The organism is Pedobacter terrae, assembly GCF_900100705.1.
Taxonomy (GTDB): Bacteria; Bacteroidota; Bacteroidia; order Sphingobacteriales; family Sphingobacteriaceae; genus Pedobacter; species Pedobacter terrae.
On record NZ_FNCH01000011.1, the window covers coordinates 52,463 to 75,377 of the forward strand.

At 38.1% G+C, this 22,915-nt stretch carries 31 protein-coding genes; 25 read left to right on the forward strand and 6 right to left on the reverse strand.

What is annotated here, in order from left to right; genetic code table 11:
• Nucleotides 1-7 precede the first annotated feature (7 nt).
• The 23 genes from rplP (at nt 8) to BLR60_RS14690 (ending at nt 12,129) form a co-directional block, all read left to right on the forward strand.
• Nucleotides 8-430, forward strand: a complete 423-nt coding sequence (gene rplP, locus BLR60_RS14580) for a 50S ribosomal protein L16 (RefSeq protein WP_010599903.1) — start codon at nt 8-10, stop codon at nt 428-430.
• A gap of 73 nt (nt 431-503) precedes the next feature.
• The gene (gene rpmC / locus BLR60_RS14585; protein ID WP_025145217.1) at nt 504-716 is read left to right on the forward strand and encodes a 50S ribosomal protein L29; all 213 of its coding nucleotides are present in this window, start codon (nt 504-506) and stop codon (nt 714-716) included.
• A 13-nt stretch (nt 717-729) separates the two neighbouring features.
• Complete coding sequence (gene rpsQ, locus BLR60_RS14590) at nt 730-984, forward strand: 30S ribosomal protein S17 (RefSeq protein WP_010599901.1); 255 nt, start codon at nt 730-732, stop codon at nt 982-984.
• 1 nt (nt 985) lies between these two features.
• Complete coding sequence (gene rplN, locus BLR60_RS14595) at nt 986-1,354, forward strand: 50S ribosomal protein L14 (RefSeq protein ID WP_010599900.1); 369 nt, start codon at nt 986-988, stop codon at nt 1,352-1,354.
• 1 nt (nt 1,355) lies between these two features.
• Nucleotides 1,356-1,697, forward strand: coding sequence for a 50S ribosomal protein L24 (rplX, locus tag BLR60_RS14600; protein WP_090501105.1), 342 nt, complete (start codon nt 1,356-1,358; stop codon nt 1,695-1,697).
• Nucleotides 1,694-2,260, forward strand: a complete 567-nt coding sequence (rplE, locus tag BLR60_RS14605; protein ID WP_086547740.1) for a 50S ribosomal protein L5 — start codon at nt 1,694-1,696, stop codon at nt 2,258-2,260. Before rplX ends, rplE begins: the two co-directional genes overlap by 4 nt.
• Complete coding sequence (gene rpsN, locus BLR60_RS14610) at nt 2,260-2,529, forward strand: 30S ribosomal protein S14 (protein ID WP_025145214.1); 270 nt, start codon at nt 2,260-2,262, stop codon at nt 2,527-2,529. Before rplE ends, rpsN begins: the two co-directional genes overlap by 1 nt.
• A gap of 150 nt (nt 2,530-2,679) precedes the next feature.
• A complete protein-coding gene (rpsH, locus tag BLR60_RS14615; RefSeq protein WP_010599896.1) occupies nt 2,680-3,078 on the forward strand; it encodes a 30S ribosomal protein S8 in 399 nt (132 codons plus the stop codon).
• Nucleotides 3,079-3,096: 18 nt separating this feature from the next.
• On the forward strand, nt 3,097-3,654 hold the full coding sequence (gene rplF / locus BLR60_RS14620) for a 50S ribosomal protein L6 (protein WP_090501107.1): 558 nt from the start codon (nt 3,097-3,099) through the stop codon (nt 3,652-3,654).
• Between the two features lie 5 nt (nt 3,655-3,659).
• On the forward strand, nt 3,660-4,013 hold the full coding sequence (rplR, locus tag BLR60_RS14625; RefSeq protein WP_090501109.1) for a 50S ribosomal protein L18: 354 nt from the start codon (nt 3,660-3,662) through the stop codon (nt 4,011-4,013).
• A 17-nt stretch (nt 4,014-4,030) separates the two neighbouring features.
• Entirely contained in the window at nt 4,031-4,549 is a 519-nt protein-coding gene (gene rpsE, locus BLR60_RS14630) for a 30S ribosomal protein S5 (RefSeq protein ID WP_010599893.1), read from the forward strand.
• Nucleotides 4,550-4,553: 4 nt separating this feature from the next.
• Complete coding sequence (gene rpmD, locus BLR60_RS14635) at nt 4,554-4,733, forward strand: 50S ribosomal protein L30 (RefSeq protein WP_010599892.1); 180 nt, start codon at nt 4,554-4,556, stop codon at nt 4,731-4,733.
• A 105-nt stretch (nt 4,734-4,838) separates the two neighbouring features.
• On the forward strand, nt 4,839-5,285 hold the full coding sequence (gene rplO, locus BLR60_RS14640; protein ID WP_090501340.1) for a 50S ribosomal protein L15: 447 nt from the start codon (nt 4,839-4,841) through the stop codon (nt 5,283-5,285).
• 7 nt (nt 5,286-5,292) lie between these two features.
• Complete coding sequence (secY, locus tag BLR60_RS14645) at nt 5,293-6,633, forward strand: preprotein translocase subunit SecY (RefSeq protein WP_090501111.1); 1,341 nt, start codon at nt 5,293-5,295, stop codon at nt 6,631-6,633.
• Nucleotides 6,634-6,640: 7 nt separating this feature from the next.
• Nucleotides 6,641-7,426, forward strand: a complete 786-nt coding sequence (map, locus tag BLR60_RS14650) for a type I methionyl aminopeptidase (protein ID WP_090501113.1) — start codon at nt 6,641-6,643, stop codon at nt 7,424-7,426.
• A gap of 71 nt (nt 7,427-7,497) precedes the next feature.
• Nucleotides 7,498-7,716 carry a translation initiation factor IF-1 gene (gene infA, locus BLR60_RS14655; protein ID WP_010599888.1) on the forward strand — a complete coding sequence of 73 codons (219 nt, stop codon included), beginning with the start codon at nt 7,498-7,500 and terminating at the stop codon, nt 7,714-7,716.
• Nucleotide 7,717: 1 nt separating this feature from the next.
• Nucleotides 7,718-7,834: a 50S ribosomal protein L36 gene (rpmJ, locus tag BLR60_RS14660; protein ID WP_010599887.1), complete on the forward strand. Its 117-nt coding sequence runs from the start codon at nt 7,718-7,720 to the stop codon at nt 7,832-7,834.
• 70 nt (nt 7,835-7,904) lie between these two features.
• Entirely contained in the window at nt 7,905-8,282 is a 378-nt protein-coding gene (rpsM, locus tag BLR60_RS14665) for a 30S ribosomal protein S13 (RefSeq protein ID WP_010599886.1), read from the forward strand.
• Nucleotides 8,283-8,430: 148 nt separating this feature from the next.
• On the forward strand, nt 8,431-8,820 hold the full coding sequence (rpsK, locus tag BLR60_RS14670) for a 30S ribosomal protein S11 (protein WP_010599885.1): 390 nt from the start codon (nt 8,431-8,433) through the stop codon (nt 8,818-8,820).
• Between the two features lie 61 nt (nt 8,821-8,881).
• The gene (gene rpsD, locus BLR60_RS14675; protein WP_029282720.1) at nt 8,882-9,490 is read left to right on the forward strand and encodes a 30S ribosomal protein S4; all 609 of its coding nucleotides are present in this window, start codon (nt 8,882-8,884) and stop codon (nt 9,488-9,490) included.
• Between the two features lie 85 nt (nt 9,491-9,575).
• Nucleotides 9,576-10,568 (forward strand): DNA-directed RNA polymerase subunit alpha, encoded by a 993-nt coding sequence (locus BLR60_RS14680; RefSeq protein ID WP_025145205.1) that lies wholly within the window; start codon nt 9,576-9,578, stop codon nt 10,566-10,568.
• 96 nt (nt 10,569-10,664) lie between these two features.
• Complete coding sequence (gene rplQ / locus BLR60_RS14685) at nt 10,665-11,189, forward strand: 50S ribosomal protein L17 (RefSeq protein ID WP_090501115.1); 525 nt, start codon at nt 10,665-10,667, stop codon at nt 11,187-11,189.
• 85 nt (nt 11,190-11,274) lie between these two features.
• Nucleotides 11,275-12,129: a glycoside hydrolase domain-containing protein gene (locus BLR60_RS14690; RefSeq protein ID WP_090501117.1), complete on the forward strand. Its 855-nt coding sequence runs from the start codon at nt 11,275-11,277 to the stop codon at nt 12,127-12,129.
• Nucleotides 12,130-12,156: 27 nt separating this feature from the next.
• Here BLR60_RS14690 and BLR60_RS14695 read toward each other — a convergent pair whose 3' ends face one another.
• Together BLR60_RS14695 and BLR60_RS14700 are read right to left on the reverse strand one after the other, a co-directional pair.
• A complete protein-coding gene (locus BLR60_RS14695; RefSeq protein WP_090501119.1) occupies nt 12,157-12,789 on the reverse strand; it encodes a gluconate 2-dehydrogenase subunit 3 family protein in 633 nt (210 codons plus the stop codon).
• 10 nt (nt 12,790-12,799) lie between these two features.
• Nucleotides 12,800-14,536, reverse strand: a complete 1,737-nt coding sequence (locus tag BLR60_RS14700; protein ID WP_090501121.1) for a GMC family oxidoreductase — start codon at nt 14,534-14,536, stop codon at nt 12,800-12,802.
• A gap of 292 nt (nt 14,537-14,828) precedes the next feature.
• Between BLR60_RS14700 and BLR60_RS14705 the strand changes: the two genes are divergently transcribed.
• The gene (locus BLR60_RS14705; protein WP_244155668.1) at nt 14,829-16,028 is read left to right on the forward strand and encodes a class I SAM-dependent methyltransferase; all 1,200 of its coding nucleotides are present in this window, start codon (nt 14,829-14,831) and stop codon (nt 16,026-16,028) included.
• Nucleotides 16,029-16,193: 165 nt separating this feature from the next.
• On the opposite strand, the gene BLR60_RS14710 is transcribed toward BLR60_RS14705, so the two are convergent.
• Together BLR60_RS14710 and BLR60_RS14715 are read right to left on the reverse strand one after the other, a co-directional pair.
• Nucleotides 16,194-16,766: a murein L,D-transpeptidase catalytic domain-containing protein gene (locus tag BLR60_RS14710; RefSeq protein ID WP_090501123.1), complete on the reverse strand. Its 573-nt coding sequence runs from the start codon at nt 16,764-16,766 to the stop codon at nt 16,194-16,196.
• A gap of 70 nt (nt 16,767-16,836) precedes the next feature.
• On the reverse strand, nt 16,837-17,196 hold the full coding sequence (locus tag BLR60_RS14715) for a DUF1304 domain-containing protein (RefSeq protein ID WP_090501125.1): 360 nt from the start codon (nt 17,194-17,196) through the stop codon (nt 16,837-16,839).
• Nucleotides 17,197-17,684: 488 nt separating this feature from the next.
• Here BLR60_RS14715 and dnaK point away from each other — a divergent pair, with 488 nt between their 5' ends.
• Complete coding sequence (gene dnaK / locus BLR60_RS14720) at nt 17,685-19,595, forward strand: molecular chaperone DnaK (protein WP_090501343.1); 1,911 nt, start codon at nt 17,685-17,687, stop codon at nt 19,593-19,595.
• Between the two features lie 694 nt (nt 19,596-20,289).
• On the opposite strand, the gene BLR60_RS14725 is transcribed toward dnaK, so the two are convergent.
• On the reverse strand, nt 20,290-21,189 hold the full coding sequence (locus BLR60_RS14725) for a nucleotidyltransferase family protein (protein WP_090501127.1): 900 nt from the start codon (nt 21,187-21,189) through the stop codon (nt 20,290-20,292).
• A 112-nt stretch (nt 21,190-21,301) separates the two neighbouring features.
• Entirely contained in the window at nt 21,302-22,876 is a 1,575-nt protein-coding gene (locus BLR60_RS14730) for a helicase HerA-like domain-containing protein (RefSeq protein ID WP_090501129.1), read from the reverse strand.
• Nucleotides 22,877-22,915 lie beyond the last annotated feature (39 nt).

Genomic DNA, 22,915 nt, shown 5'->3' on the forward strand with positions numbered 1-22,915 from the left:
AAATAAAATGTTACAGCCAAAAAGAACGAAGTTCAGGAAGATGCAAAAAGGCAGAATGAAAGGTTTAGCTTCTCGTGGAGCTGAGTTAGCATTCGGATCTTTCGGTATCAAATCTCTAGAAGCTACTTGGATCACAAGTCGTCAGATAGAGGCTGCCCGTATTGCCGTAACTCGTTTCATGAAACGTGAAGGCCAAGTATGGATCAGGATCTTCCCGGACAAACCGGTAACTAAAAAACCTGCTGAGGTACGTATGGGTAAAGGTAAAGGTGCTCCTGAATATTGGGTAGCAGTTGTAAGACCTGGACGCGTAATTTTCGAAGCTGAAGGTGTGCCTTTAGAAGTTGCTAAAGAAGCATTGCGTTTAGCTGCTCAGAAATTACCGATCCAAACCAAATTCGTAGTACGTAGAGATTACGTAGAAGCATAGTAAAGTGTTGAGGTGAATGTTGTAAATACTTGTTTATTATAACCGCTACACTCAACGTAAAAGAAAAAGAAAAATGAAAAATTCAGAAATCACAGGGCTTTCAAAAGAAGAATTAGTAGCTAAGATTGCGGAAGAAAAAGAGAACTTATCAAAATTGAAGTTCGCTCACACTATTTCAGCTATCGAAAATCCTTCACGTATTGCAAAAGTAAGGAAAGACATAGCCCGTTTAAACACTGAGTTGACTAAAGTGAAAAACACTGAGTCAGCTACTGAAACTAAATAATTTGAGAGTCGACATGGAAAGACAATTAAGAAAAACAAGAACCGGGTTAGTGGTAAGCAACAAGATGGATAAATCTGTTGTAGTGAGCGTGGAACGTAAAGTAAAACACCCGATTTATGGTAAGTTCGTAAAGAAAACTACCAAATTTATGGCTCACGACGAGAAAAATGAGTGCGGTATCGGTGATACGGTATTAATTATGGAAACTCGTCCTTTGAGTAAAAACAAGAACTGGAGATTGGTACAAATTTTAGAAAGAGCTAAATAAGATGGTACAACAGGAATCAAGATTAAACGTTGCTGATAACAGCGGCGCAAAAGAAGTATTGGTAATTCGTGTGCTAGGTGGAACCGGCAAACGTTATGCTTCAATTGGTGATAAAGTAGTTGTTACCGTAAAAAGCGCGTTACCTTCTGGTAACATTAAAAAAGGTACAGTTTCTAAAGCAGTTGTTGTAAGAACTAAAAAAGAAATCCGTCGTAAAGATGGTTCTTATATCCGTTTTGACGATAATGCTGCTGTATTATTGAACGCACAGGATGAGCCAAGAGGTACACGTATCTTTGGCCCGGTTGCGAGAGAACTACGTGAAAAACAATTCATGAAAATTGTATCATTAGCACCGGAGGTATTATAAAATGGGAAACAAAGTAAATACACCATCAAAACTTAAAATCCGCACAGGAGATTTAGTTAAAGTCATTGCTGGCGATTCAAAAGGTCAACAAGGAAAAGTACTTTCAGTACTTACAGATAAAAACAGAGCCATTGTGGAAGGCATCAACTTAGTATCTAAACATACTAAACCAAATGCTGCTAATCCAAACGGTGGTATTATTAAAAAAGAAGCTGCTCTTCACATTTCTAACTTGATGTTGGTTGATCCAAAATCTGGTAAAACTACCCGCGTAGGTCGTAAACTTAACGCAGATGGTAAATTAGTTAGAGTTGCTAAAATTTCAGGAGAGGAGATTAAATAATGGCTACACCAAGATTAAAAAGCAAATACAAAGAAGAAGTTGTAAATGCACTAAAAGAAAAATTTCAGTACAAAACTGTAATGCAGGTTCCTAAATTGGAAAAAATCTGTATCAATCAGGGTGTTGGTCGTTTTTCTGTTACAGATAAGAAAATTATGGATACCACTATCGTTGAGTTGACTACCATTACTGGTCAGCAAGCGGTTCCGGCTAATTCAAAGAAAGATATCTCTAACTTTAAATTACGTAAAGGTATGCCGGTAGGTGTACGTGTTACTTTACGCGATAACAACATGTACGAGTTCTTAGATCGTTTGATCTCTGTAGCTTTGCCTCGTATCCGTGATTTCAAAGGTATTAACGATAAAGGTTTCGATGGAAAAGGTAACTACACGTTAGGTGTTACTGAACAAATCATCTTTCCTGAGATTAATATAGATAAAATCAATAAAATTTTAGGTATGGATATAACTTTCGTAACTTCGGCAAAATCTGACGTTGAGGCTCTTGAGTTATTGAAACAATTCGGATTACCATTTAAAAATCAAAAAACAGCAGAATAATGGCAAAAGAAGGTGTAAAAGCACGCGAAGTTAAGCGCCAAAAATTGGTAGCTAGATACGCTGAAAAACGTGCAGTATTAAAAGCTGCAGGAGATTTCGAGGGTTTAGATAAATTACCTAAAAACTCATCTCCGGTACGTTTACACAACCGTTGTAAATTAACTGGTCGCCCTCGTGGATATATGCGTACCTTTGGTATTTCAAGGGTAACGTTCCGCCAGATGGCACTAGACGGTAAAATACCAGGTGTTAAAAAAGCATCTTGGTAAATATAGCTTAGAGCTGAAAGCTTAAAGTCTAAAGCGAATAAACCCGCTTTAGGCTTTAGTCTTTTTGCTTTTCGCTTTGAAAGAATTTTAACCGATAGCAGGTCCCACAGCTGGGTAGCAGAAGGAAACCACTATCAAAAACAATAAATAATGAATACAGATCCAATAGCAGATTATTTAACAAGAGTAAGGAATGCCATTAAGGCCAACCACCGTGTTGTAGAAATTCCTGCATCAAACCTTAAAAAAGAAATTACTAAAGTTCTTTTCGATAAAGGTTACATCGCGAACTACAAGTTTGAAGATACTACAGTTCAAGGCACCATTAAAATTGCTTTGAAATACAATCCGATTACTAAAGTTCCTGCTATTCGTACATTAGTGCGAGTAAGTAAACCAGGTTTGAGAAACTATGCTGGTGTTGAAAATATGCCAAGAGTATTAAACGGTTTAGGTATCGCAATCTTATCTACTTCTAAAGGTGTAATGACCGATAAAGAAGCAGCCAAATTAAACATTGGTGGTGAGGTATTGTGTCACGTTTATTAATATTAGGAGAACAGCACAATGTCAAGAATAGGAAAAGCCCCAATTACAATCCCTGCAGGTGTTACAATTACCGTATCAAAAGATAACGTAGTAACTGTAAAAGGACCAAAAGGTGAATTAACACAAGCAGTAGATTCAGATATCACTGTAAGTCAAGAAGATGGAATTTTAACAGTTCAACGTCCATCAGATCAAAAGAAACACAAAGCATTACACGGTTTATATCGCTCATTGCTTAACAACATGGTTGTTGGTGTTACAGAAGGTTACAAATTAACTCAAGAATTAGTAGGTGTTGGTTACCGTGCTACAAACACAGGTAATACACTAGATCTGGTTTTAGGTTATTCTCACCACTATGTATTCCAATTGCCAGCGGAAATTACCGTAACTACGCAGTCAGAAAAAGGTCAGACTCCTAAAATCATTTTAGAGAGCACAGACAAACAATTGATTGGCCAGGTAGCAGCGAAAATCCGTTCGTTACGTGCACCGGAACCATATAAAGGTAAAGGTATCAAGTTTGTAGGTGAAGTGTTAAGAAGAAAAGCAGGTAAATCAGCATCTAAAAAATAGTAATCATGGCAGGTAAAAAATTATCAAGAAGAGATCGTATTAAAAAAGGGATCAGAAAAAGACTTACCGGTTCGGAAGAACGTCCAAGGTTATCTGTATATAGAAGCAATAAAGGGATTTATGCGCAGGTAATTAACGATGTAACCGGTACAACAATAGCATCAGCATCATCATTATCGAAAGATTTTACTGGTACTGGAAACAAGAGCGATCAGTCTGTTGCAGTAGGTAAATTAGTTGCCGAAAAAGCAATTGCTGCAGGTGTTAAAGAAGTTGTTTTCGATAGAAATGGCTATTTATACCACGGTCGTGTAAAATCGTTGGCAGAGGGTGCCCGCGAAGCTGGTTTAGTATTTTAATCTGAAGAAAAAGTAAGATGTCAACTATTAATATAAAAAGAGTAAAAACCACCGATATCGAATTAAAGGATCGTTTGGTTAGTATACAACGTGTTGCCAAAGTAACCAAAGGTGGCCGTACTTTCAGCTTCTCAGCAATTGTTGTGGTAGGTGATGAAAACGGTGTTGTTGGTTTCGGTTTAGGTAAAGCGAAAGAGGTAACTGAAGCAATTGCTAAAGGTGTGGATGATGCTAAAAAGAACTTGGTAAAAGTTCCAATTTTAAACGGTACTGTTCCTCACGAGCAAATCGGTAAATTCTCAGGTGGTTTTGTTTTAATCAAACCAGCTGCAGTAGGTACCGGAGTAATTGCAGGTGGTGCGATGCGTGCTGTATTAGAGAGTGCTGGCGTGCATAACGTATTGGCAAAATCTAAAGGATCATCTAACCCACACAACGTGGTAAAAGCAACTGTTGATGCATTAACTAAAATGCGTGATGCTTATACAGTAGCCCAAACCCGTGGTATAGATTTAAACAAAGTATTTAACGGATAATATCATGGCTAAGATCAAAATAACACAAGTAAAAAGCGTTATCGACAGAAGCGAGCGCCAAAAAAGAACCGTTCAGGCTTTGGGTTTATCTAAAATGAACCAGAGCGTAGAAGTAGAAGCTACTCCACAGATTATCGGTATGGTTCGTAAAGTGAACCATTTGGTAGCAATCGAAGCAATCTAGTAAAGTTTTAAAGGTAGTATGGGTATAAAAGCTGGTACTACCTTTATATATGTTTAATCGTTGTACCTGTTTAGTGAAAGCGAAGGGCAACACAAATTCAAAAAGATGAATTTAAGTAATTTAAAACCTGCAGTAGGTTCTACAAAAAACAGTAAAAGAATTGGTCGTGGTACAGGTTCTGGTCGTGGCGGTACTTCAACCCGTGGTCACAAAGGTGCGGGTTCTCGTTCAGGTCACAAAACCAAAATCGGTTTCGAAGGTGGTCAAATGCCTTTACAACGTCGTGTACCTAAAGTTGGTTTCAAACCAATCAACCGTACAGAATATGTTGGTGTAAACTTAGACGTTTTACAAGCATTAGCTGAAAAACATAGCTTAACAACTATCGATTTTGCTGCTTTACAAGCACATGGTTTAGCTTCAAAAAACGACTTGGTTAAAATTTTAGGTCGTGGTGAAGTTAAAGCAAAGCTAGATATTACAGCACATGCGTTCTCTGCAACCGCACAAAAAGCTATTGAAGCTGCAGGTGGTTCTATTGTAAAATTGTAATTATTAAATGAAGAAGCTATTTACTACTTTAAGTAATATCTGGAAAATTCAGGAATTAAAAGAGCGTATATTGTTTACGCTCTTAATTCTTTTGGTATACCGTTTCGTATCTCACGTGGTTTTACCAGGTGTGGATCCAACTGCTTTAGGCAATAACGAAAAATCAGGAATTTTAGGCTTACTAGATATGTTTGCCGGAGGTTCTTTCTCTCGTGTGTCTATTTTAGCATTGGGGGTAATGCCTTATATCTCTGCATCCATCGTGGTGCAACTATTGGGTATTGCTGTTCCTTCTTTCCAAAAAATGCAGAAAGAGGGCGAAAGTGGTAGAAAGAAAATGAACCAGATTACCCGCTACCTAACGGTAGCGATCACAATCGTTCAGTCTGTTGGTTACGTTAAAACGCAAGTTCCTGCAGAAGCTATTTTATTGCCAAATACTTTATTTTTAGTGTTGTCTACGTTTGTATTAACAGCAGGTACACTATTTGTAATGTGGTTAGGTGAAAAAATTACGGATAAAGGTATTGGTAACGGTACATCGCTAATCATCATGGTTGGTATTATTGCCCGTTTACCAGTTGCAATTTCTCAAGAGTTTAGTGCACGTGTGGGTTCGGCTAGTGAAGGTGGAGGTCCGGTTGCATTGGTTTTAGAGATCGTTGCTTTATTTGCCGTGGTAATGTTTACCATTTTAATTGTTCAAGGTGTACGCAAAGTGCCTGTACAATACGCTAAGAAAATTGTTGGCAACCGCCAGTTTGGTGGTGTTCGTCAGTACATCCCTTTAAAGGTTAATGCTGCCGGTGTGATGCCGATCATTTTTGCTCAGGCGTTAATGTTTATTCCAGGTGCTTTAATGCAGTTTGTTCCTTCATTACAAGGTTCTTGGTTAATCCAGTTTAGTAACACCACATCGTTGGCTTATAGCTTAACATTCGCATTTTTAATTATCGCATTTACTTTCTTCTATACTGCAATAACAGTTAATCCCACTCAAATGAGCGATGATATGAAGAAAAACGGTGGTTTTATTCCGGGTATTAAACCTGGTTTTGCAACATCAACTTTTATTGATGATGTAATTTCTAAAATCACGTTCCCAGGTGCTGTATTTTTAGCGATCATTGCTATCCTGCCTTCTATTGCGGTTAAGTTTGGCATTAAACAAGAGTTTGCACACTTCTTTGGTGGTACTTCTTTATTAATTTTAGTTGGTGTTGTATTGGATACCTTACAGCAGATCGAAAGTTATTTATTGATGCGCCATTATGATGGTTTGATGAAAACAGGTAGAGTTACGGGCAGAACAGGGGTTCCTGCTGCAAGTAGCAACGCAGCACTGTAGTGTAAGGATGTCTAAAATTTATTACAAATCTCTTGAGGAGATCGAGTTAATAAGAGAAAGTTCCATGCTTGTTTCTAAAACTTTAGCCGAGGTGGCCAAGGTGATAAAAGCAGGCATGACTACCATTCAATTAGATAAATTAGCCTATGAGTTTATTAGTGATCACGGAGCGATTCCTGCATTTTTAAACTACAATGGTTTCCCTTACTCATTATGTATTTCGCCGAATGAGCAAGTTGTTCATGGTTTTCCAAGCGAATATGTAATACAGGAGGGCGACCTCATTTCGGTTGATTGTGGGGTAATTAAAAACAATTATTTTGGCGATTCGGCATATACTTTCGCAATAGGAGAGATAGATGCTGAAAAACAGAAGTTGCTTACGGTTACTCAACGTTGCCTGGAATTGGGTATCGAAAAAGCTGTTGTTGGGATGCGTACCGGTGATGTCGGCTATGCAGTTCAGCAGTATGCAGAAGCTAATGGATACGGTGTAGTAAGAGAGCTTGTAGGACATGGCGTTGGGGTAAAACTTCATGAGAAACCAGAAGTTCCGAATTATGGGAAACGTGGTGCAGGACCAAAGCTGGAAGAAGGAATGGTCATTGCAATAGAACCCATGATCAATGCAGGCGTAGCCGGTGTTAAATTCCATAACGATGGATGGACGGTAACCAGTAAAGACAATAAACCATCGGCACATTTTGAACATACAGTAGCCATTAAAAAGGGCCAGGCAGACGTTTTATCAACGTTTTCTATAATAGAAGAAATTTTAGAACAAAAAAAATAAATAATTAAAATTTTTTGTTTAATTTTGCAACCCTGTTTAGAAGCAGCTAATTAAGTAACAATCAATAAAATATGGCTAAACAAGCCTCAATTGAACAAGACGGAGTAATAAGGGAAGCATTATCTAATGCCATGTTCCGGGTAGAACTCGAGAACGGTCATGAGATAATTGCCCATATTTCAGGAAAGATGCGGATGCACTACATCAAAATCCTTCCTGGAGATAAGGTTAAATTGGAAATGTCTCCTTATGATTTAACAAAAGGACGCATTACTTATAGATACAAATAAAATGAAAGTTAGATCATCAATTAAAAAACGTAGCGCTGATTGTAAGATTATTCGCCGTAAAGGAAAACTTTACGTTATCAACAAGAAAAATCCTAAATACAAGCAACGTCAAGGGTAATTAGAAAATATTGTAATTTACCGTACAACGGTGGCCCGCCGTTCGGAATTACTGCAAAACAATAACAAATATGGCAAGGATTTCAGGTATTGATTTACCAAGAAACAAAAGAGGAGAGATCGGTTTAACCTATATCTATGGTATTGGTAGAACAACTGCTCAACGTATTTTAACTACGGCAGGTATCGATTTAAACAAAAAAGTACAAGACTGGTCTGATGATGAGTTATCAGCAATCCGTACAATGATCAACGATGAGATTAAAGTAGAAGGTGCTTTACGTTCAGAGGTTCAGTTAAACATCAAACGTTTAATGGATATTGGTTGTTACCGTGGTTTACGTCATAGAAAAGGTTTACCTTCTCGTGGTCAGCGTACTAAAAACAACTCACGTACTCGTAAGGGTAAGAGAAAAACAGTTGCTAACAAGAAAAAAGCTACTAAGTAATAGATAGGTATGAGAAGTGAGATTTTAGATATGAGATCATATCTTTAACGCTGCTCAAATCTGGATTAAAGATAATAATTAGATATAAAGTACCGAGGTAGAGCAATCTCATATCTCAATTCTCATATCTAGCATCTAATAAAAAAAAATGGCTAAGAGTAAAAAAGTAACAAAAAAACGTATCGTTGTAATTGAGCCTGTTGGTCAGGCACATATCAATGCTACTTTCAACAACATCATCGTTACCTTAACAAACAACAACGGACAGACTATTTCATGGTCTTCTGCTGGTAAAATGGGCTTTAAAGGTTCTAAAAAGAACACACCTTATGCAGCTGGTCAAGCAGCTTCAGATTGCGGTAAAGTTGCGTTTGATTTAGGTTTACGTAAAGTTGAAGTATTTGTAAAAGGTCCGGGTTCAGGTCGTGAATCTGCAATCAGAACTTTACAGGTAGCAGGTATCGAAGTAACATCTATTAAAGATATTACTCCACTTCCTCACAACGGTTGTCGTCCTCCTAAAAAGAGAAGAGTTTAATTAATTTTAAAGCTAAGAATCTCCAGCTACAGGTTGGATGATACTTTAAAAACAGAAAAAAATGGCAAGATATACAGGCCCAAAATCAAAAATTGCACGTAAATTCAGAGAACCAATCTTCGGTCCTGATAAAGTGTTAGACAGAAAAAATTATCCTCCTGGGCAACATGGCTCATCAAAAAGAAGAGGAAAACAATCTGAATATGCTATCCAGTTAATGGAGAAACAAAAAGTAAAATACACTTACGGTGTATTGGAAAAACAGTTCAGTAACTTGTTTAAAAAAGCATCTTCACGTGCGGGTATCACAGGTGATAACTTACTTCAATTATTGGAAGCACGTTTAGATAATACAGTTTACCGTTTAGGTATTTCAACAACCCGTTCTGGTGCACGCCAGTTAGTTAGCCATAAACACGTAACCGTGAATGGTGAAGTTGTAAATATCCCTTCATATCAGTTAAAAGCTGGTGATGTGGTTGCTGTTCGTGAAAAATCTAAATCTTTAGAATCAATTAGTAACTCAGTTGCAGGCAGAACAATTAACAAGTTCGCATGGTTAGAGTGGAATGCCAGTGAATTAACTGGTAAGTTCTTAACTTACCCTCAACGTGATGAGATTCCTGAAAACATCAAGGAAAACTTAATCATCGAGTTGTACTCAAAGTAATAAATGATCTGGTTAATTACCTCAAAAGGGTAATTAACTTTTTTCATATTACTATATATTCAATAACGAATTTAAAAAATTATAAATGGCAATTTTAGCATTTCAGAAACCAGACAAAGTGATCATGCAGAAATCAACTGATTTCGATGGCACATTTGAATTTCGTCCTTTAGAGCCCGGTTTCGGTGTAACAATTGGTAATGCCTTGAGAAGAATTTTACTTTCTTCGTTAGAAGGTTATGCTATTACTACTATTCGTTTTTCAGGCGTTTCTCACGAATTTTCTACCATGAAAGGTGTTGTAGAAGATTTAACTGATATTATCTTAAACTTAAAACAAGTTCGTTTTAAGAAAACAGGTGATTCAGGTGATTCTGAAAAAGTTTTCATCATCGTTAATGGTCAAGACCAGTTTAAAGCTGGTGATATCACTAAATTCTCTAACAACTTTACAGTTTTAAACCCTGAGCATGTAATTTGCAATATGGATAAATCTGTTACTTTGGAGGTGGAATTAACCATCAATAAAGGACGTGGTTATGTACCTGCTGAAGAAAATAAAGTTGCTGATGCTGTTGTAGGTGTAATCGCAATCGATTCGATTTATACTCCAATGAAAAATGTAAAATACACGATCGAAAACTTTCGTGTTGAACAAAAAACGGATTATGAAAAATTGGTTTTAGATATCTCTACTGACGGTTCAATTCATCCGGAAGAAGCATTAAAAGAAGCGGCTAAGATTCTTATCCAACACTTTATGTTATTCTCTGATGAGAATTTAGTATTAGAATCTCAGGCAAAAGAAGAAACTAAAGAGGTTGACGAGGAAATTTTACACATGCGTAAAATCCTTAAAACTGAATTAGTAGATATGGATCTTTCAGTTAGGGCATTAAACTGCTTAAAAGCTGCTGATATCCGTACTTTAGCTGATTTAGTTTCTTACGATGTTGCTGATATGTTAAAATTCAGAAACTTCGGTAAGAAATCTTTAACAGAGATTCAGGAATTAGTAAAATCAAAAGGTTTATCATTTGGTATGAACCTGTCTAAATTTAAATTAGACGAAGAGTAAGCGCATGGCGCCCAGCGCTAAGTGTGAAATAAACTATTAGTTCACAGTGTATAATTCCCTCTGAGACAGAGACGGTATACACTTAATCAAAAAACAATGAGACACGGTAAAAAAGTAAACCACTTAGGTAGAACCGACAGCCACAGAAAAGCGATGTTAGCTAACATGGCTACATCACTAATTAAAGCAAAAAGAATTACTACAACTTTAGCTAAAGCTAAAGCTTTACGTACTTATGTTGAGCCATTAATCACTAAAGCGAAAAATGACACTACTCACTCACGTCGTACAGTTTTTTCTTACCTACAGGATAAAGAAGTAATCACTATTTTGTTCCGCGAAGTGGCTGAGAAAGTGGCTAACCGTCCAGGTGGTTATACTCGTATCATTAAATTAAACAACCGTCAGGGTGATAACGCTGAGATGGCTTTAATTGAATTGGTAGACTACAATACAGTTTACGGTAAAGATGTAGAAGTTAAAGAAGAGAAGAAAACAACTCGTCGTGGTAGAAGTAAAGCTGCTGCTGCACCTAAAGATGCTGAAGCTAAAGCTGAAGTTGCTGAAGAAGTTGCTCCTGCTGAAGAAGCTCCTGCTACTGAAGAACCAAAAGGAGAATAATTTTATTCAACTTAAGTATACGAAAGTCCTGTTCGAAAGAGCAGGACTTTTTTTGTTACCTTGAAGGAAATTTTTACTAACACTTATGAAAGTATTTGCCAGCCTATTACTTATTTTCTTTACTTGTTTATCTTCAGGTTATGCCCAGGATCTTAATCGCTATAACTCACTCACAGTGGCTGGTCAAACCTTGTCAATCAGAGGACATAAAATAGAGATCAATGCAGATGGTTTTTTAAAGCAGGTAGGCGGCGAAGGCTATTTGTCTGATAGTATTGCGAAACTCCATCAAATACTTTATGAGCCCATTCATTTTCACTATTATACCGATGCTAAAAAACAGTTCAAATTTATTCCAACTGTATTCAGGTTTTTAACAGTTGGAAAAGACTCTGTTACATGGCAAGCGCAAAGTACAGCAGACGGCGTGAAACAAGAGGTTTTTGGCAAAGCATATGCGAACGGGGTTATTCGCTTTAAAGTATATGTTTCTGGTGCTGAGGTTAAATTTCAAAATATCAATTTTCATATCCCTTTCAATATTGGCAGTTCGAACTATTTTGGTGGGTTGGGTCAAAAGGGAAATGCGCGCCCGGATACGGTAAAATGGAATTCAAGTAGTCGTTTAAAAACAAAACCAGCTTTTTGGGTAGGCAATGTTTGGCAGGGGCTTTATTTAAGATTGGATGATCAACCTGTAGTTAATGACCGTCATTTCATAAACGGTTGGCTCAATGAGAAAAATGAGGGTTTTCAAATTAATATCAAAGGAAGTTCTATGCTCTCGAATTTTACCACTGGAAGTATAGCGTTAGCTTCAGGACAAGAATTAACCTTCCATTATACTATTATCATTTCTGAACATGGGAGTTTGAAGTTACCCGTTAATTCAAAGCAGAAATTTAAACATTTATTGTATTTAGATCTGCACACCAAATAAAAAGGAGCGAATGCCCGCTCCTTTAAGTTAAATCTTCACGTTTTCCATTCCATACTGCTTGAGTACATCTGCAGGAACACCTGCCCATTGATTTGGTGCGTTACCCACATAACCAATATCTTTTACACCCATTTCTGTCGTGTAAAAACCCGATGCCGTTAAATTTCTCATTCTGTTGAAAAAGGTTACGCCTGCCTGCATTTCTGGTCGGGCTTTTTTAGGGTAAGCAATTTCATCTACGATCGAGATCTGCTGTTCTGCAGAGGCTTCAACAAAAGGTTTTTGAAACTTATTGAAGCTATATAGATCCAACCATTTCAGGCCGCCACGCATAGGTATTTTATGCTCTGGGATATCTTTTACGATAAACTCGATAAACTCCGGCACTTTTGCATCAGATGCACTGCCCGAAACTTCATCTTTAGGGATAATGATATCGGCTAAAACTGTAATCGTAGCCATCTCATGTTTGTTGAAAAAGGTTTCAGATTTCAGATTTTTATCACGCTCCAATTCCCATTGCTCTCTTCCTGCTTCTTTTGCGCTCTCTTCTGGTGCAGCAACTTCGGTTTTTGCTTCAGGCTGTTTACAGGCATCAAGCAACACGCTTGTACTGATGGCGGTTAAACCTAATGCTTTTAGTGAATCACGTCTGTTCATATGGTAATTCTTAAATGTTCTGTTTTTTCTTTTGAGCTAAAATATATTCTGCAGTACGCATGGATAGGGCCAGGATAGTCCAGGTGGCATTTTTATCGCCCTGTTGTACAAACGGACCAGCATCTACCACAAATAGATTTTTACAGTCATGTGCCTGGCAGTATTTATTAAGCGCCGATTTTTTAGGGTCATCGCCCATGCGTATGGTACCTACTTCGTGGATAATTTTGCCAGGGTTGAGTAAACCGTAATTGGTATCTGCACCCTGAATTTCTGAAGTGACCACCGCACCCATTTCTTTCATAATAGAAAGGAAAGTTTCCTGCATGTGTTTCGCCTGTAGAATTTCATCTTTATCCCAGTTATAGTTAAACCTTAAAACCGGAATACCATATTTATCTACCGTGTTCGGGTCAATTTCGCAATAGTTACTTTCTCTGGCAATGGCGGTACCTCTGCCGGCCATACCAACACCTGTTCCATAAAAACGGCGGTAATCATCTTTTAGTGATTTTCCATAACCTCCGGCTTCTTTCATTTTACCATCTCTGCCGGGTACCATGCCGTTCATTTGCGCCACACCGCCACCAAAACCATAAGCAGGCATGCCCATTCCGCCCCAATATTCGATATGATAACCTCGTGGGAAGTTGAGTTTGCGATTATCTAACCACCATGGCGAATAAATGTGCACACTGCCAACACCATCCTCATTATAACGTTTCCGATCCATTAATTGCGGTAGAAAACCCGAAACACTTGCCCCTGTAGAATCGTGCAGGTATTTACCCACTACACCACTGCTATTGGCCAGGCCATTTGGATGTGAAGTTGATTTTGAATTTAATAATATACGCGCTGATTCGCACGCACTCGCACCTAAAATAACCAGTTTGCCATTTACCTGATATTCCTGCAGATCTTTTCGGTTTACATAAGAAACTGCTTTAGCAGTCCCGTCCTTATCCGTAATCACTTCGCGTACCATTGCATCTGTAATAACAGTTAGGTTTCCTGTTTTTACCGCAGGGTTTACCAGGCAAGATGAAGATGAAAAATCGCCATAAACTTTACAGCTCCTGCCACATTGGCCACAGTAAAAACAAGGTGCACGATCATTGTTGTTCGGTAAAGCTTCTGTTAATACAGACCCACGACCAGTAATGACTTTAACTCCTGCTTTTTCAGCCCCTTTTTTAATGAAAAGCTCATTTAACCTGGGTTTAGGCGGCTTCATGAAAATTCCATCAGGTTCATTTTCTAAACCTTCAGCTGTTCCATAAATACCGATCATGCGGTCAACTTTATCGTAAAATGGTTTTACATCGGCATAGGTTATCGGCCAGGTATCGGTTAAACCATCTTTAGGTTTAAAATCATCCGGACCCATCCGTAAAGAAATTCTGCCCCAGTGGTTGGTACGGCCACCAAGCATGCGCGAACGGAACCATTCGAATTCACTTTTGTTTTTCTGGGTATAAGGCTCGCCTTCTAGTTCCCAACCACCATAAGAAGCATCAAAATCACCGAACGGACGGACAGTACCTGCCCCACGACGGGGTGATTCCCATGGCCATTTTAATTGATGTGAATCTAATCGCGGATCAAAATTTTGACCGGCCTCAAGCATTAAAACCTTTTGACCGGCATGCGCCAGCACGTAGGCTGCCATTCCACCACCTGCACCTGAACCAACAACAATGGCATCATATACGGTAGGCGATTTTTTTATCTGAAAGTCACTCATGTATTGTGATTAGCTATTTAAATACCCTAATCTAAAGTTTAATTTTTTGAAAAAAAAGCGTTCCGCTACTTTGGAATCAATATAGATAATGATGTTATGTCGTGTTTCTAAATCGTATTATGTTAATTATTTATTTAAATCAAGTACCCAACGATTTTTATAGTTGAAGATGACAGTCTATGTTACATTTTCCGTCTTCCATCTTTTTAAATAGTCGCTCTATTGTTACATTATGAGCTGGATGTTCAGCTCCGGATAAACTTGATTATCTTTGTATTTCAAATCCATTTCAGTGCAAGCATATATCAACTCATTTATTGCCGCTTTAAAAGCCAGTTTAAAAGACGAAACTTTTGTAAAAATTTCTTTAGGGAACTATAAAGGCACGGAGGAAGCCTTAAAACAACTGCTGATCCGTAAGGTGATAATCAAACGTGAAGATAAACTGGCTGTTACCTATCGTTACAAAACACGCGACGTGGTAAAAAACTATGCTGTTGAAGCGGCAATCGATTTAATTGAAGGTTATCTGGAGCAAGGATTTAAAATAGCTACGCTGTTTACCACAGAAAACGATCTGATCTTGGAAGAGCTGAACAATGGAAAAGTTGTGTTGCGGAAAGTTAAAGCATCGAGTGTGGCAACGCCATCTGCCAATCATGACAAGGAAAAAGCAAGGTTGATCAAACCTGATTCGAAATCATATTTAACCGAATTAAAGATTACGGATGCGGATGGTAAGGTTTTTAAAAATGCACAGGATAAATTCAGGCAGATTAACCATTACATTGAAATTCTTAGCACGCTGATAAAAGAACTGCCAGAAGGTACCATTAAAAAAGTGGCTGATATGGGTTCGGGTAAAGGTTATTTAACTTTTGCACTTTACGATTACCTGCATTCGGTTTTAAAATTAGACAGCGAAGTAATAGGAGTAGAGTACAGGCAGGACATGGTTGATTTGTGTAACCAGGTGGCCGTTAAATCTGCTTTTGATAAACTGAATTTTGTACAGGGAACTATTGAAGATTTTAAGGCAGAGGATGTAAACCTGTTAATTGCATTACATGCCTGTGATACCGCTACTGATGATGCCATTTATAAAGGTATTAAAGCTAATGCAGAGCTGATTGTGGTTGCTCCATGTTGCCATAAACAGATTCGCAGGGAAATTGAGCAAAATAAAGTGAAGAATGATGTTTCTTTTTTAACTAAATATGGAATCTTTTTAGAACGTCAGGCTGAAATGGTTACCGATGGCATACGTGCTTTGATTTTAGAATATTTTGGCTATAAAACAAAAGTTTTCGAATTTATCTCTGATGCGCATACGCCTAAAAACGTGCTTGTGGTGGGAGTGAAGAAAAGTCCGAAGTCTTTAGTCGGAAGTCCGAAGACAGAGGAGCAGACAGGGATTTTGGAGAGGATTAAAGCGAGTAAGGAATATTTTGGGATTGGCTATCATCATTTGGAACGGTTGTTGGAGTTGTAGGTTTCTAGTACGGCCGTCATGCTGAATTTATTTCAGCATCTATTATGCATTATAAAACAGATTGGGGGTTTTCGTTGGATAAGACACCGTCCATTGTATCAATCCTCCTTGTTAAGCAGACCCTGAAACAAGTTCAGGGTGACGATTGCCTCGCTAAGATGATCACTAAGAATAAATCCAGAGTAATACAGGTTTTTTTCTGTTCTTTAACAAAGTATCTACCTTTTTCATTGTAACATCTGATAAAACAGGGCAGCCAGCGCTTTGTCCGAACAAGGTTTGAGGGTAAATTTCCTGGCCAGGTACAGGACTGTAAGAATGTAAAACTACAATTCGATTAAAGGCGTTGCTGTTGGTTTTTTCTAAACCATACATTTTATAATGTACATGGATCCCCCAATTGCTATATGCGCGTCCTTTGACTTTATATTTACCTAAAGAAGTGCAATAACTGCCTTCTTTATTGCTGAAGACGGGTTTTATTGGCGTACTACCTCCACCAACGCCATGGGCACATAATCCTTCGATGGTGATTTTCTTCTGTTTAAAATCATAAACAAAAAACGTGTTTTTACCTGAATGGATACTCATATCAACCATAACGGCAATGGATGTATCCATGTTGTTTTTCTTGCAGAAGATTAAGGCTTCGCTAATTCTATCTATACTTATTTTATTCACAACAGGTTTAAACCAGAAGAGCATAAACAAGATAAGGAGAGCGTGTAGCTTTTGCATATACAATTAATAACGTATCGAATAATTCACTGTTTTGGTCGGTGTGACACCAACCAATAGGATGGACTAATTACAAATGCAATAAAATCAGCCCCACCAATGCCGGGATTGATTGCACATATAAAATTTTCTTACTCGCAGTTGCTGCGCCGTAGATACCGGCAACAATTACGCATACTAAAAAGAATATGGCCACATAAAGTTTCCATTGATGATCGCTGATACATAGCGACCAGATTAATCCTGCAGCTAAAAATCCATTATATAATCCCTGGTTTGCTGCTAATGTTTTTGTCGGTACGAATAAATCTTTTGGGATGGTTTTAAATACCTTGGGTGCTTTGGTTGTCCACGCAAACATTTCTAACCAAAGGATGTAGATGTGGATCAAGGCTACTAAGCCGATTACGATTTGTGCTGCTATTTGCATTTTTTGGTGATTAAAAGGATTTTTAGGTGATTACACAGAATTAAATGATTGCACCGATTGATTGTAATTTAAAGATATAAAACTTTGAGGGCATTTGAATGATCACTTAATATTTCTGCTTGTGTTTTTATGACCGAAGCGCGAAAAACGCTGTTCAATAAACCCGATAATAGCGAACACGAGTGAAACGAAGTAAAGCGGTTAGCGGGGCAAGTGCTCCCGACGAGATTCGAACGCTCATTTTCAAATCACTTAAAATAACTTCTCTTTAAGCTTTAGTTTTTCTGCTTTCACCTTTGGCCTCCCTTACTTCCATCTTCCATCCCACATATTCCATCGTTTTCTGTCATGCTGTCAGTATCGAATGGGATTTTTTTTTACATTTTATCAGTCTTTTGACCATAATCTCTGCCAAAAACCAATTGGCACAAGCATTGTTTAATAGCAGTAGAAATTATAATACTTTAAAAAGAGAAAATAAAAATACAATGGGAAAAATTATTGGAATAGACTTAGGAACAACAAACTCTTGCGTGAGCGTAATGGAGGGCAATGAGCCTGTAGTTATCGCAAACAGTGAGGGTAAACGTACTACACCGTCTATTGTTGCTTTTGCAGAAAACGGTGAGCGTAAAGTTGGCGAGCCTGCTAAACGTCAGGCTATAACCAACCCAACAAAAACGATATATTCAATTAAACGCTTTATGGGGAGCAGCTACGACGAAAGTGCGAAAGAGGCTGGACGCGTACCTTATAAAGTAGTAAAAGGTGATAACAACACGCCACGTGTTGAAATCGACGACAGAAAATACACTCCACAAGAGATTTCTGCAATGATTTTGCAGAAAATGAAAAAAACTGCCGAAGATTTCTTAGGACAGGAAGTAACTGAAGCGGTAATTACTGTACCTGCTTATTTTAATGATGCACAACGTCAGGCGACTAAAGAAGCTGGCGAGATTGCAGGTTTATCTGTAAAACGTATCATTAACGAGCCAACTGCAGCTGCTTTAGCTTATGGTTTGGACAAAGCACACAAAGACATGAAAATTGTGGTGTTTGACTGTGGTGGTGGTACGCATGACGTTTCTGTATTGGAATTAGGTGATGGCGTTTTCGAAGTAAAATCTACTGACGGTGATACGCACTTAGGTGGTGATGACTTTGACCACATCATTATCGATTGGTTAACTGCAGAATTCAAAGCTGAAAACAGCATGGATTTAGCTAAAGACCCAATGGCATTACAACGTCTAAAAGAAGCTGCTGAGAAAGCTAAAATTGAATTATCTAGCACAACTTCTACTGAAATTAACTTGCCATACATTACTGCTGATGCCAGCGGTCCTAAACACTTGGTGCGTACATTATCACGTGCTAAATTTGAGCAATTGGCTGATAGCTTAATCAAACGTACTATCGATCCTTGTAAATCTGCTTTGAAAAATGCTGGTTTAAGCACAAGCGATATCGACGAAATTATCTTAGTAGGTGGTTCTACACGTATTCCTGCTATTCAGGAAGCGGTTAAAGCTTTCTTCGGTAAAGAGCCAAGTAAAGGTGTTAACCCTGATGAGGTTGTAGCAATCGGTGCGGCTATTCAAGGTGGTGTATTAACTGGTGATGTGAAAGATGTATTGTTATTAGACGTTACACCTTTATCATTAGGTATTGAAACTATGGGTGGTGTAATGACTAAATTAATCGAGTCTAACACAACTATTCCAACTAAAAAATCGGAAACTTTCTCAACTGCAGCTGATAACCAGCCTTCAGTAGAAATCCACATTTTACAAGGTGAGCGTCCAATGGCTGCTCAAAACCGTACAATTGGCCGTTTCATTTTAGATGGTATTCCACCAGCACCTCGCGGTGTGCCTCAGGTAGAAGTATCATTTGATATTGATGCCAACGGTATTTTACACGTAAGTGCAAAAGATAAAGCTACCGGTAAAGAGCAAAAAATCCGTATCGAAGCATCTTCAGGTTTAACTGATGCTGAGATCAAAAAAATGAAAGAAGAAGCTGAAGCTAATGCAGCAGATGATGCTAAGCAAAAAGAAGAAGCTGATAAAATCAACGGAGCTGATGCTTTAATTTTCTCAACTGAGAAACAATTAAAAGAGTTTGGTGATAAATTATCTGCTGATAAAAAAGCGCCAATCGAAGCTGGTTTAGAGAAATTAAAAGCAGCGCACTTATCACGTAACTTCGCAGATATCGATGCGGCGCAAGCTGAATTGCAAAATGCATGGAACGCAGCGTCTGAGGAAATGTACAAAGACGGTGGTCAGCCTCAGGGTGGTGAACAGCCGCAAGCTGATGGTCAACCTCAGGGTGGTGGCGATAACGTTACTGACGTTGATTTTGAAGAAGTAAAAGAAGACGACAAGAAATAGTTTGGAGTCTTTAGTCCTGAGTCGGAAGTCTTGGGAGTAAAAATAAAAGCGTTCCTGATTAAGTTCAGGAGCGCTTTTTTGGTTTTAAAGCATTAATTGGGTGAGAATGTAAAGCCATCTAAGCTTATATGTTATAATTATGTATATGGTTGAGAATTTGGAAATGAACAGTTCTTTGCTTTTGGAGAACTTCAGCCCCGCCATTCGCTGTAGCCCTCATGAAAAATTCGGGGCTGCCGCTGTTGTCGGGTTTATGAAGAATGGTTGCTACCCTAGGTGCAATTTGAAATAGCGATAGGTTTCACGTTGGTCAAGATTTGCAATCTTGACTGAATGAATAACTGTCGTGCTAAGGTACGAAGCATCTTTTAATTGATATTCAAGCTAATATTTTAGAAATCCTAAATTAACCAAATGGCTTTAAGATCTTCAGTAGATATTCGACTCAGGATCTCTCCTGGCAGAAAGGATGCTGAACAAGTTCAGCATGACGATCGTATTTGGAGGAAAGAGGTAAAATTGATCGCAAAACATAATAGCTAATCGAATTAAAGTTAAAAAATGCTGCTATCTGCTTCTTGGGGAGGGCTAATTGCTATATTAGTTTATAAAAACGCCGCGGGCTTTGATAAACCCGCGGCGTTTGCTCTCTAAGCGATCGTTTTAATAATATCCTATAACTTCAGAACCTAAATTAACTCCATAGTTTTTCAGGGTATGTACCGTTCTTAACCAATTGATCAATACTATCCTGAACATAAGGTTTATCTTCTTTATAAGTTACGCCAAACCATTTGTTTGAAGTAGGTATTACTTTAAAGGTTGCGGTATTGTTTTTTACCAGGTTTTCGCCAATTAATGGGATAAAAAACTCGGCTTTAGGTTTGTCTTTATTTGCTTCTACAAATTCCCTGAATAATTCCTCAGTAATTTTGAAAACAGCAGGTGTGAAGCCCCAGAAATTCATGGAAACCGGAGTTTCAAAGCTTAAAGGGAATTCTTCACCATTTTCTTCATAAAAAATCTTACCATCTTTAGGGTAAACCTTGGTACGCTCTATAATTTCTTCGAGATTACCAGCTGCATCTACCTTACAAACACCGCGGGAAACTGCACCAAATTCTGATAAAGTTTTACCGATCTGGTAACCGATGATCGAGTAGTTGCTATCGGTAACTTCTGTGGTTAAGAAATCGACCATTTTTTTAAAGGCATCAAAACCATAATAGTCGTCAGCGTTAATTACACAGAATGGTTCTTTAACTACCTTTCTGCCCGATAAAATTGCGTGCGCAGTACCCCAGGGCTTTTCTCTGTAAATTTCTTCTTCTATACCAAACTGTTTTAAATCGAAATTTTGGAAAACATAATCCACTTCAATTCTTCCGGCAAGTTTAGGTTCAAAAATGGCCTTAAAGTTATCTACAAACTCTTCTTTAATGATAAATACAACCTTACCGAAACCGGCATTTATTGCATCATATATTGAATAATCGATAATGGTTTCGCCATTAGGACCAAATCCATCAATCTGTTTCATGCTTCCATAGCGACTGGCCATACCAGCAGCCAGTATTAATAGGGTGGGTTTCATTTGTTTATTGTTTTATTATGGGTTGAAACATTGATAGATAATAATACAATATCTCAGTTTCAACGTGCGAAATTAGTTATTTGAGCGCTTTGTTATGTTAATTAATAAGTTTTTAAAATCCAAAAAGTCCGCCACCGGTTTTTGAACGTGGTTTTTTACCGGTAAGCATGCCAAATATACCGCGGACAATTTCTTTACCAATTTGTCGGGTTATGGTTGCACCCATTACCTGTTCTACCAAGCTCTTTTCTCCCGGTTTGGCTTTGCTTTCTTTTTCGGCTTGTTTCTGAGCCTCAGCTTCTTGTTTCTCTTGTTCTGCTGCTACAGTTTGTTCGTTAATGCGTTTGGTTAAAATGTCATATGCACTTTCAGGATCGATAGGATCTTTATATTTAGCGTACATTGGGCTGGCATGAACAAGCTGATCGAAATCGGCGGCTGTAAGTGGTCCCATTACTGCCCTTGGCGGGGTAAGCATGGTTGCTGATACTTCAGTTGGAATGCCTTTTTCATTTAATACGGTTACCAATGCCTGTCCGGTACCCAATGAAGTTAATATTTTATCGATCTCATAGAAATCCGATTTCGGATAAGTATTCACCGCCTTTTTCAGGGCATCTACATCATTAGGGGTAAATGCCCGCAATGCATGTTGCACGCGGTTACCCAATTGGCCCAACACACTTTCTGGAACATCTGTAGGCGCCTGTGTACAAAAGAAAACACCAATGCCTTTAGAACGGATTAACCTGATGATGGTTTCTATCTGTTCTAAAAATGCTTTAGAAGAGTTTTTAAATAATAAATGGGCTTCATCAAAAAAGAATACCAGCTTTGGTTTGTCTAAATCGCCAACCTCAGGCATGGTATTAAATAACTCGGCCAATAAGCTTAATAAAAAAGTAGAGTATAATACAGGCTGATTTTGTACATCAGAAATATTCAATAAACTGATTATTCCTTTGCCGTCAACCCTTTCAAAAAGATCTTCAGTGTCAAATGATTTTTCTCCAAACATACCACCTAAGCCCTGTTGTTCTATTGCCACTATTTTCCTCAGCATGGTACCGGATGTTGCAGTAGATATACTACCATAACTGCTTTTAATTTCTGCTGCACCAGCACCTTCAGAAAGATATGATACCAGTTTTTTTAAATCATTTAAATCAATTATTGGTAGTTTATTATCGTCGGCATATTTGAAGATAACGGCTAAAACACCAGCTTGTGTATCGTTTAAATCTAAGATTTTTGATAAAAGTGTTGGCCCAAACTCCAGTACGGTTGCACGCATCTGAGCGCCCATTTTACCCGAAAGGGAGTAAATTTCAACAGGGAAACCTGTAGGCGAAAAAGGTTTGTTGAGCTGTTGTGCCCTTTCTTCTATTTTTGGATTAACAGGACCTGCTTGGTTTAAGCCTGATAAATCGCCTTTCACATCCAACATAAAAACAGGAACGCCAGCATCAGACAGCTGCTCTGCCACTAGCTGTAAAGTACGCGTTTTACCTGTTCCGGTTGCTCCGGCAATTAAACCATGTCTATTCATCATTTTTAATGATAAATTAACTTCGGCTTCGCTGCAAACCTGTCCATCTAAAATTCCAGCGCCTAAATAAATGTACGAGCCCGAAGGAGCATAAGATGCTTTTATTTTTTCGATGAATTTTGAAGAAAGATCGCTCATTTTTTAAAATTAGATTGCCAATTTAAGAAACATATCTTA

What these genes read in the sequence shown, in the direction of transcription:
- rplP (WP_010599903.1), top strand. Translation starts at nt 8, where the DNA reads ATGTTACAGCCAAAAAGAACGAAGTTCAGGAAGATGCAAAAAGGCAGA.
- rpmC (WP_025145217.1), top strand. Translation starts at nt 504, where the DNA reads ATGAAAAATTCAGAAATCACAGGGCTTTCAAAAGAAGAATTAGTAGCT.
- rpsQ (WP_010599901.1), top strand. Translation starts at nt 730, where the DNA reads ATGGAAAGACAATTAAGAAAAACAAGAACCGGGTTAGTGGTAAGCAAC.
- rplN (WP_010599900.1), top strand. Translation starts at nt 986, where the DNA reads ATGGTACAACAGGAATCAAGATTAAACGTTGCTGATAACAGCGGCGCA.
- rplX (WP_090501105.1), top strand. Translation starts at nt 1,356, where the DNA reads ATGGGAAACAAAGTAAATACACCATCAAAACTTAAAATCCGCACAGGA.
- rpsN (WP_025145214.1), top strand. Translation starts at nt 2,260, where the DNA reads ATGGCAAAAGAAGGTGTAAAAGCACGCGAAGTTAAGCGCCAAAAATTG.
- rpsH (WP_010599896.1), top strand. Translation starts at nt 2,680, where the DNA reads ATGAATACAGATCCAATAGCAGATTATTTAACAAGAGTAAGGAATGCC.
- rplF (WP_090501107.1), top strand. Translation starts at nt 3,097, where the DNA reads ATGTCAAGAATAGGAAAAGCCCCAATTACAATCCCTGCAGGTGTTACA.
- rplR (WP_090501109.1), top strand. Translation starts at nt 3,660, where the DNA reads ATGGCAGGTAAAAAATTATCAAGAAGAGATCGTATTAAAAAAGGGATC.
- rpsE (WP_010599893.1), top strand. Translation starts at nt 4,031, where the DNA reads ATGTCAACTATTAATATAAAAAGAGTAAAAACCACCGATATCGAATTA.
- rpmD (WP_010599892.1), top strand. Translation starts at nt 4,554, where the DNA reads ATGGCTAAGATCAAAATAACACAAGTAAAAAGCGTTATCGACAGAAGC.
- rplO (WP_090501340.1), top strand. Translation starts at nt 4,839, where the DNA reads ATGAATTTAAGTAATTTAAAACCTGCAGTAGGTTCTACAAAAAACAGT.
- secY (WP_090501111.1), top strand. Translation starts at nt 5,293, where the DNA reads ATGAAGAAGCTATTTACTACTTTAAGTAATATCTGGAAAATTCAGGAA.
- map (WP_090501113.1), top strand. Translation starts at nt 6,641, where the DNA reads ATGTCTAAAATTTATTACAAATCTCTTGAGGAGATCGAGTTAATAAGA.
- infA (WP_010599888.1), top strand. Translation starts at nt 7,498, where the DNA reads ATGGCTAAACAAGCCTCAATTGAACAAGACGGAGTAATAAGGGAAGCA.
- rpmJ (WP_010599887.1), top strand. Translation starts at nt 7,718, where the DNA reads ATGAAAGTTAGATCATCAATTAAAAAACGTAGCGCTGATTGTAAGATT.
- rpsM (WP_010599886.1), top strand. Translation starts at nt 7,905, where the DNA reads ATGGCAAGGATTTCAGGTATTGATTTACCAAGAAACAAAAGAGGAGAG.
- rpsK (WP_010599885.1), top strand. Translation starts at nt 8,431, where the DNA reads ATGGCTAAGAGTAAAAAAGTAACAAAAAAACGTATCGTTGTAATTGAG.
- rpsD (WP_029282720.1), top strand. Translation starts at nt 8,882, where the DNA reads ATGGCAAGATATACAGGCCCAAAATCAAAAATTGCACGTAAATTCAGA.
- BLR60_RS14680 (WP_025145205.1), top strand. Translation starts at nt 9,576, where the DNA reads ATGGCAATTTTAGCATTTCAGAAACCAGACAAAGTGATCATGCAGAAA.
- rplQ (WP_090501115.1), top strand. Translation starts at nt 10,665, where the DNA reads ATGAGACACGGTAAAAAAGTAAACCACTTAGGTAGAACCGACAGCCAC.
- BLR60_RS14690 (WP_090501117.1), top strand. Translation starts at nt 11,275, where the DNA reads ATGAAAGTATTTGCCAGCCTATTACTTATTTTCTTTACTTGTTTATCT.
- BLR60_RS14695 (WP_090501119.1), bottom strand. Translation starts at nt 12,789, where the DNA reads ATGAACAGACGTGATTCACTAAAAGCATTAGGTTTAACCGCCATCAGT.
- BLR60_RS14700 (WP_090501121.1), bottom strand. Translation starts at nt 14,536, where the DNA reads ATGAGTGACTTTCAGATAAAAAAATCGCCTACCGTATATGATGCCATT.
- BLR60_RS14710 (WP_090501123.1), bottom strand. Translation starts at nt 16,766, where the DNA reads ATGCAAAAGCTACACGCTCTCCTTATCTTGTTTATGCTCTTCTGGTTT.
- BLR60_RS14715 (WP_090501125.1), bottom strand. Translation starts at nt 17,196, where the DNA reads ATGCAAATAGCAGCACAAATCGTAATCGGCTTAGTAGCCTTGATCCAC.
- dnaK (WP_090501343.1), top strand. Translation starts at nt 17,685, where the DNA reads ATGGGAAAAATTATTGGAATAGACTTAGGAACAACAAACTCTTGCGTG.
- BLR60_RS14725 (WP_090501127.1), bottom strand. Translation starts at nt 21,189, where the DNA reads ATGAAACCCACCCTATTAATACTGGCTGCTGGTATGGCCAGTCGCTAT.
- BLR60_RS14730 (WP_090501129.1), bottom strand. Translation starts at nt 22,876, where the DNA reads ATGAGCGATCTTTCTTCAAAATTCATCGAAAAAATAAAAGCATCTTAT.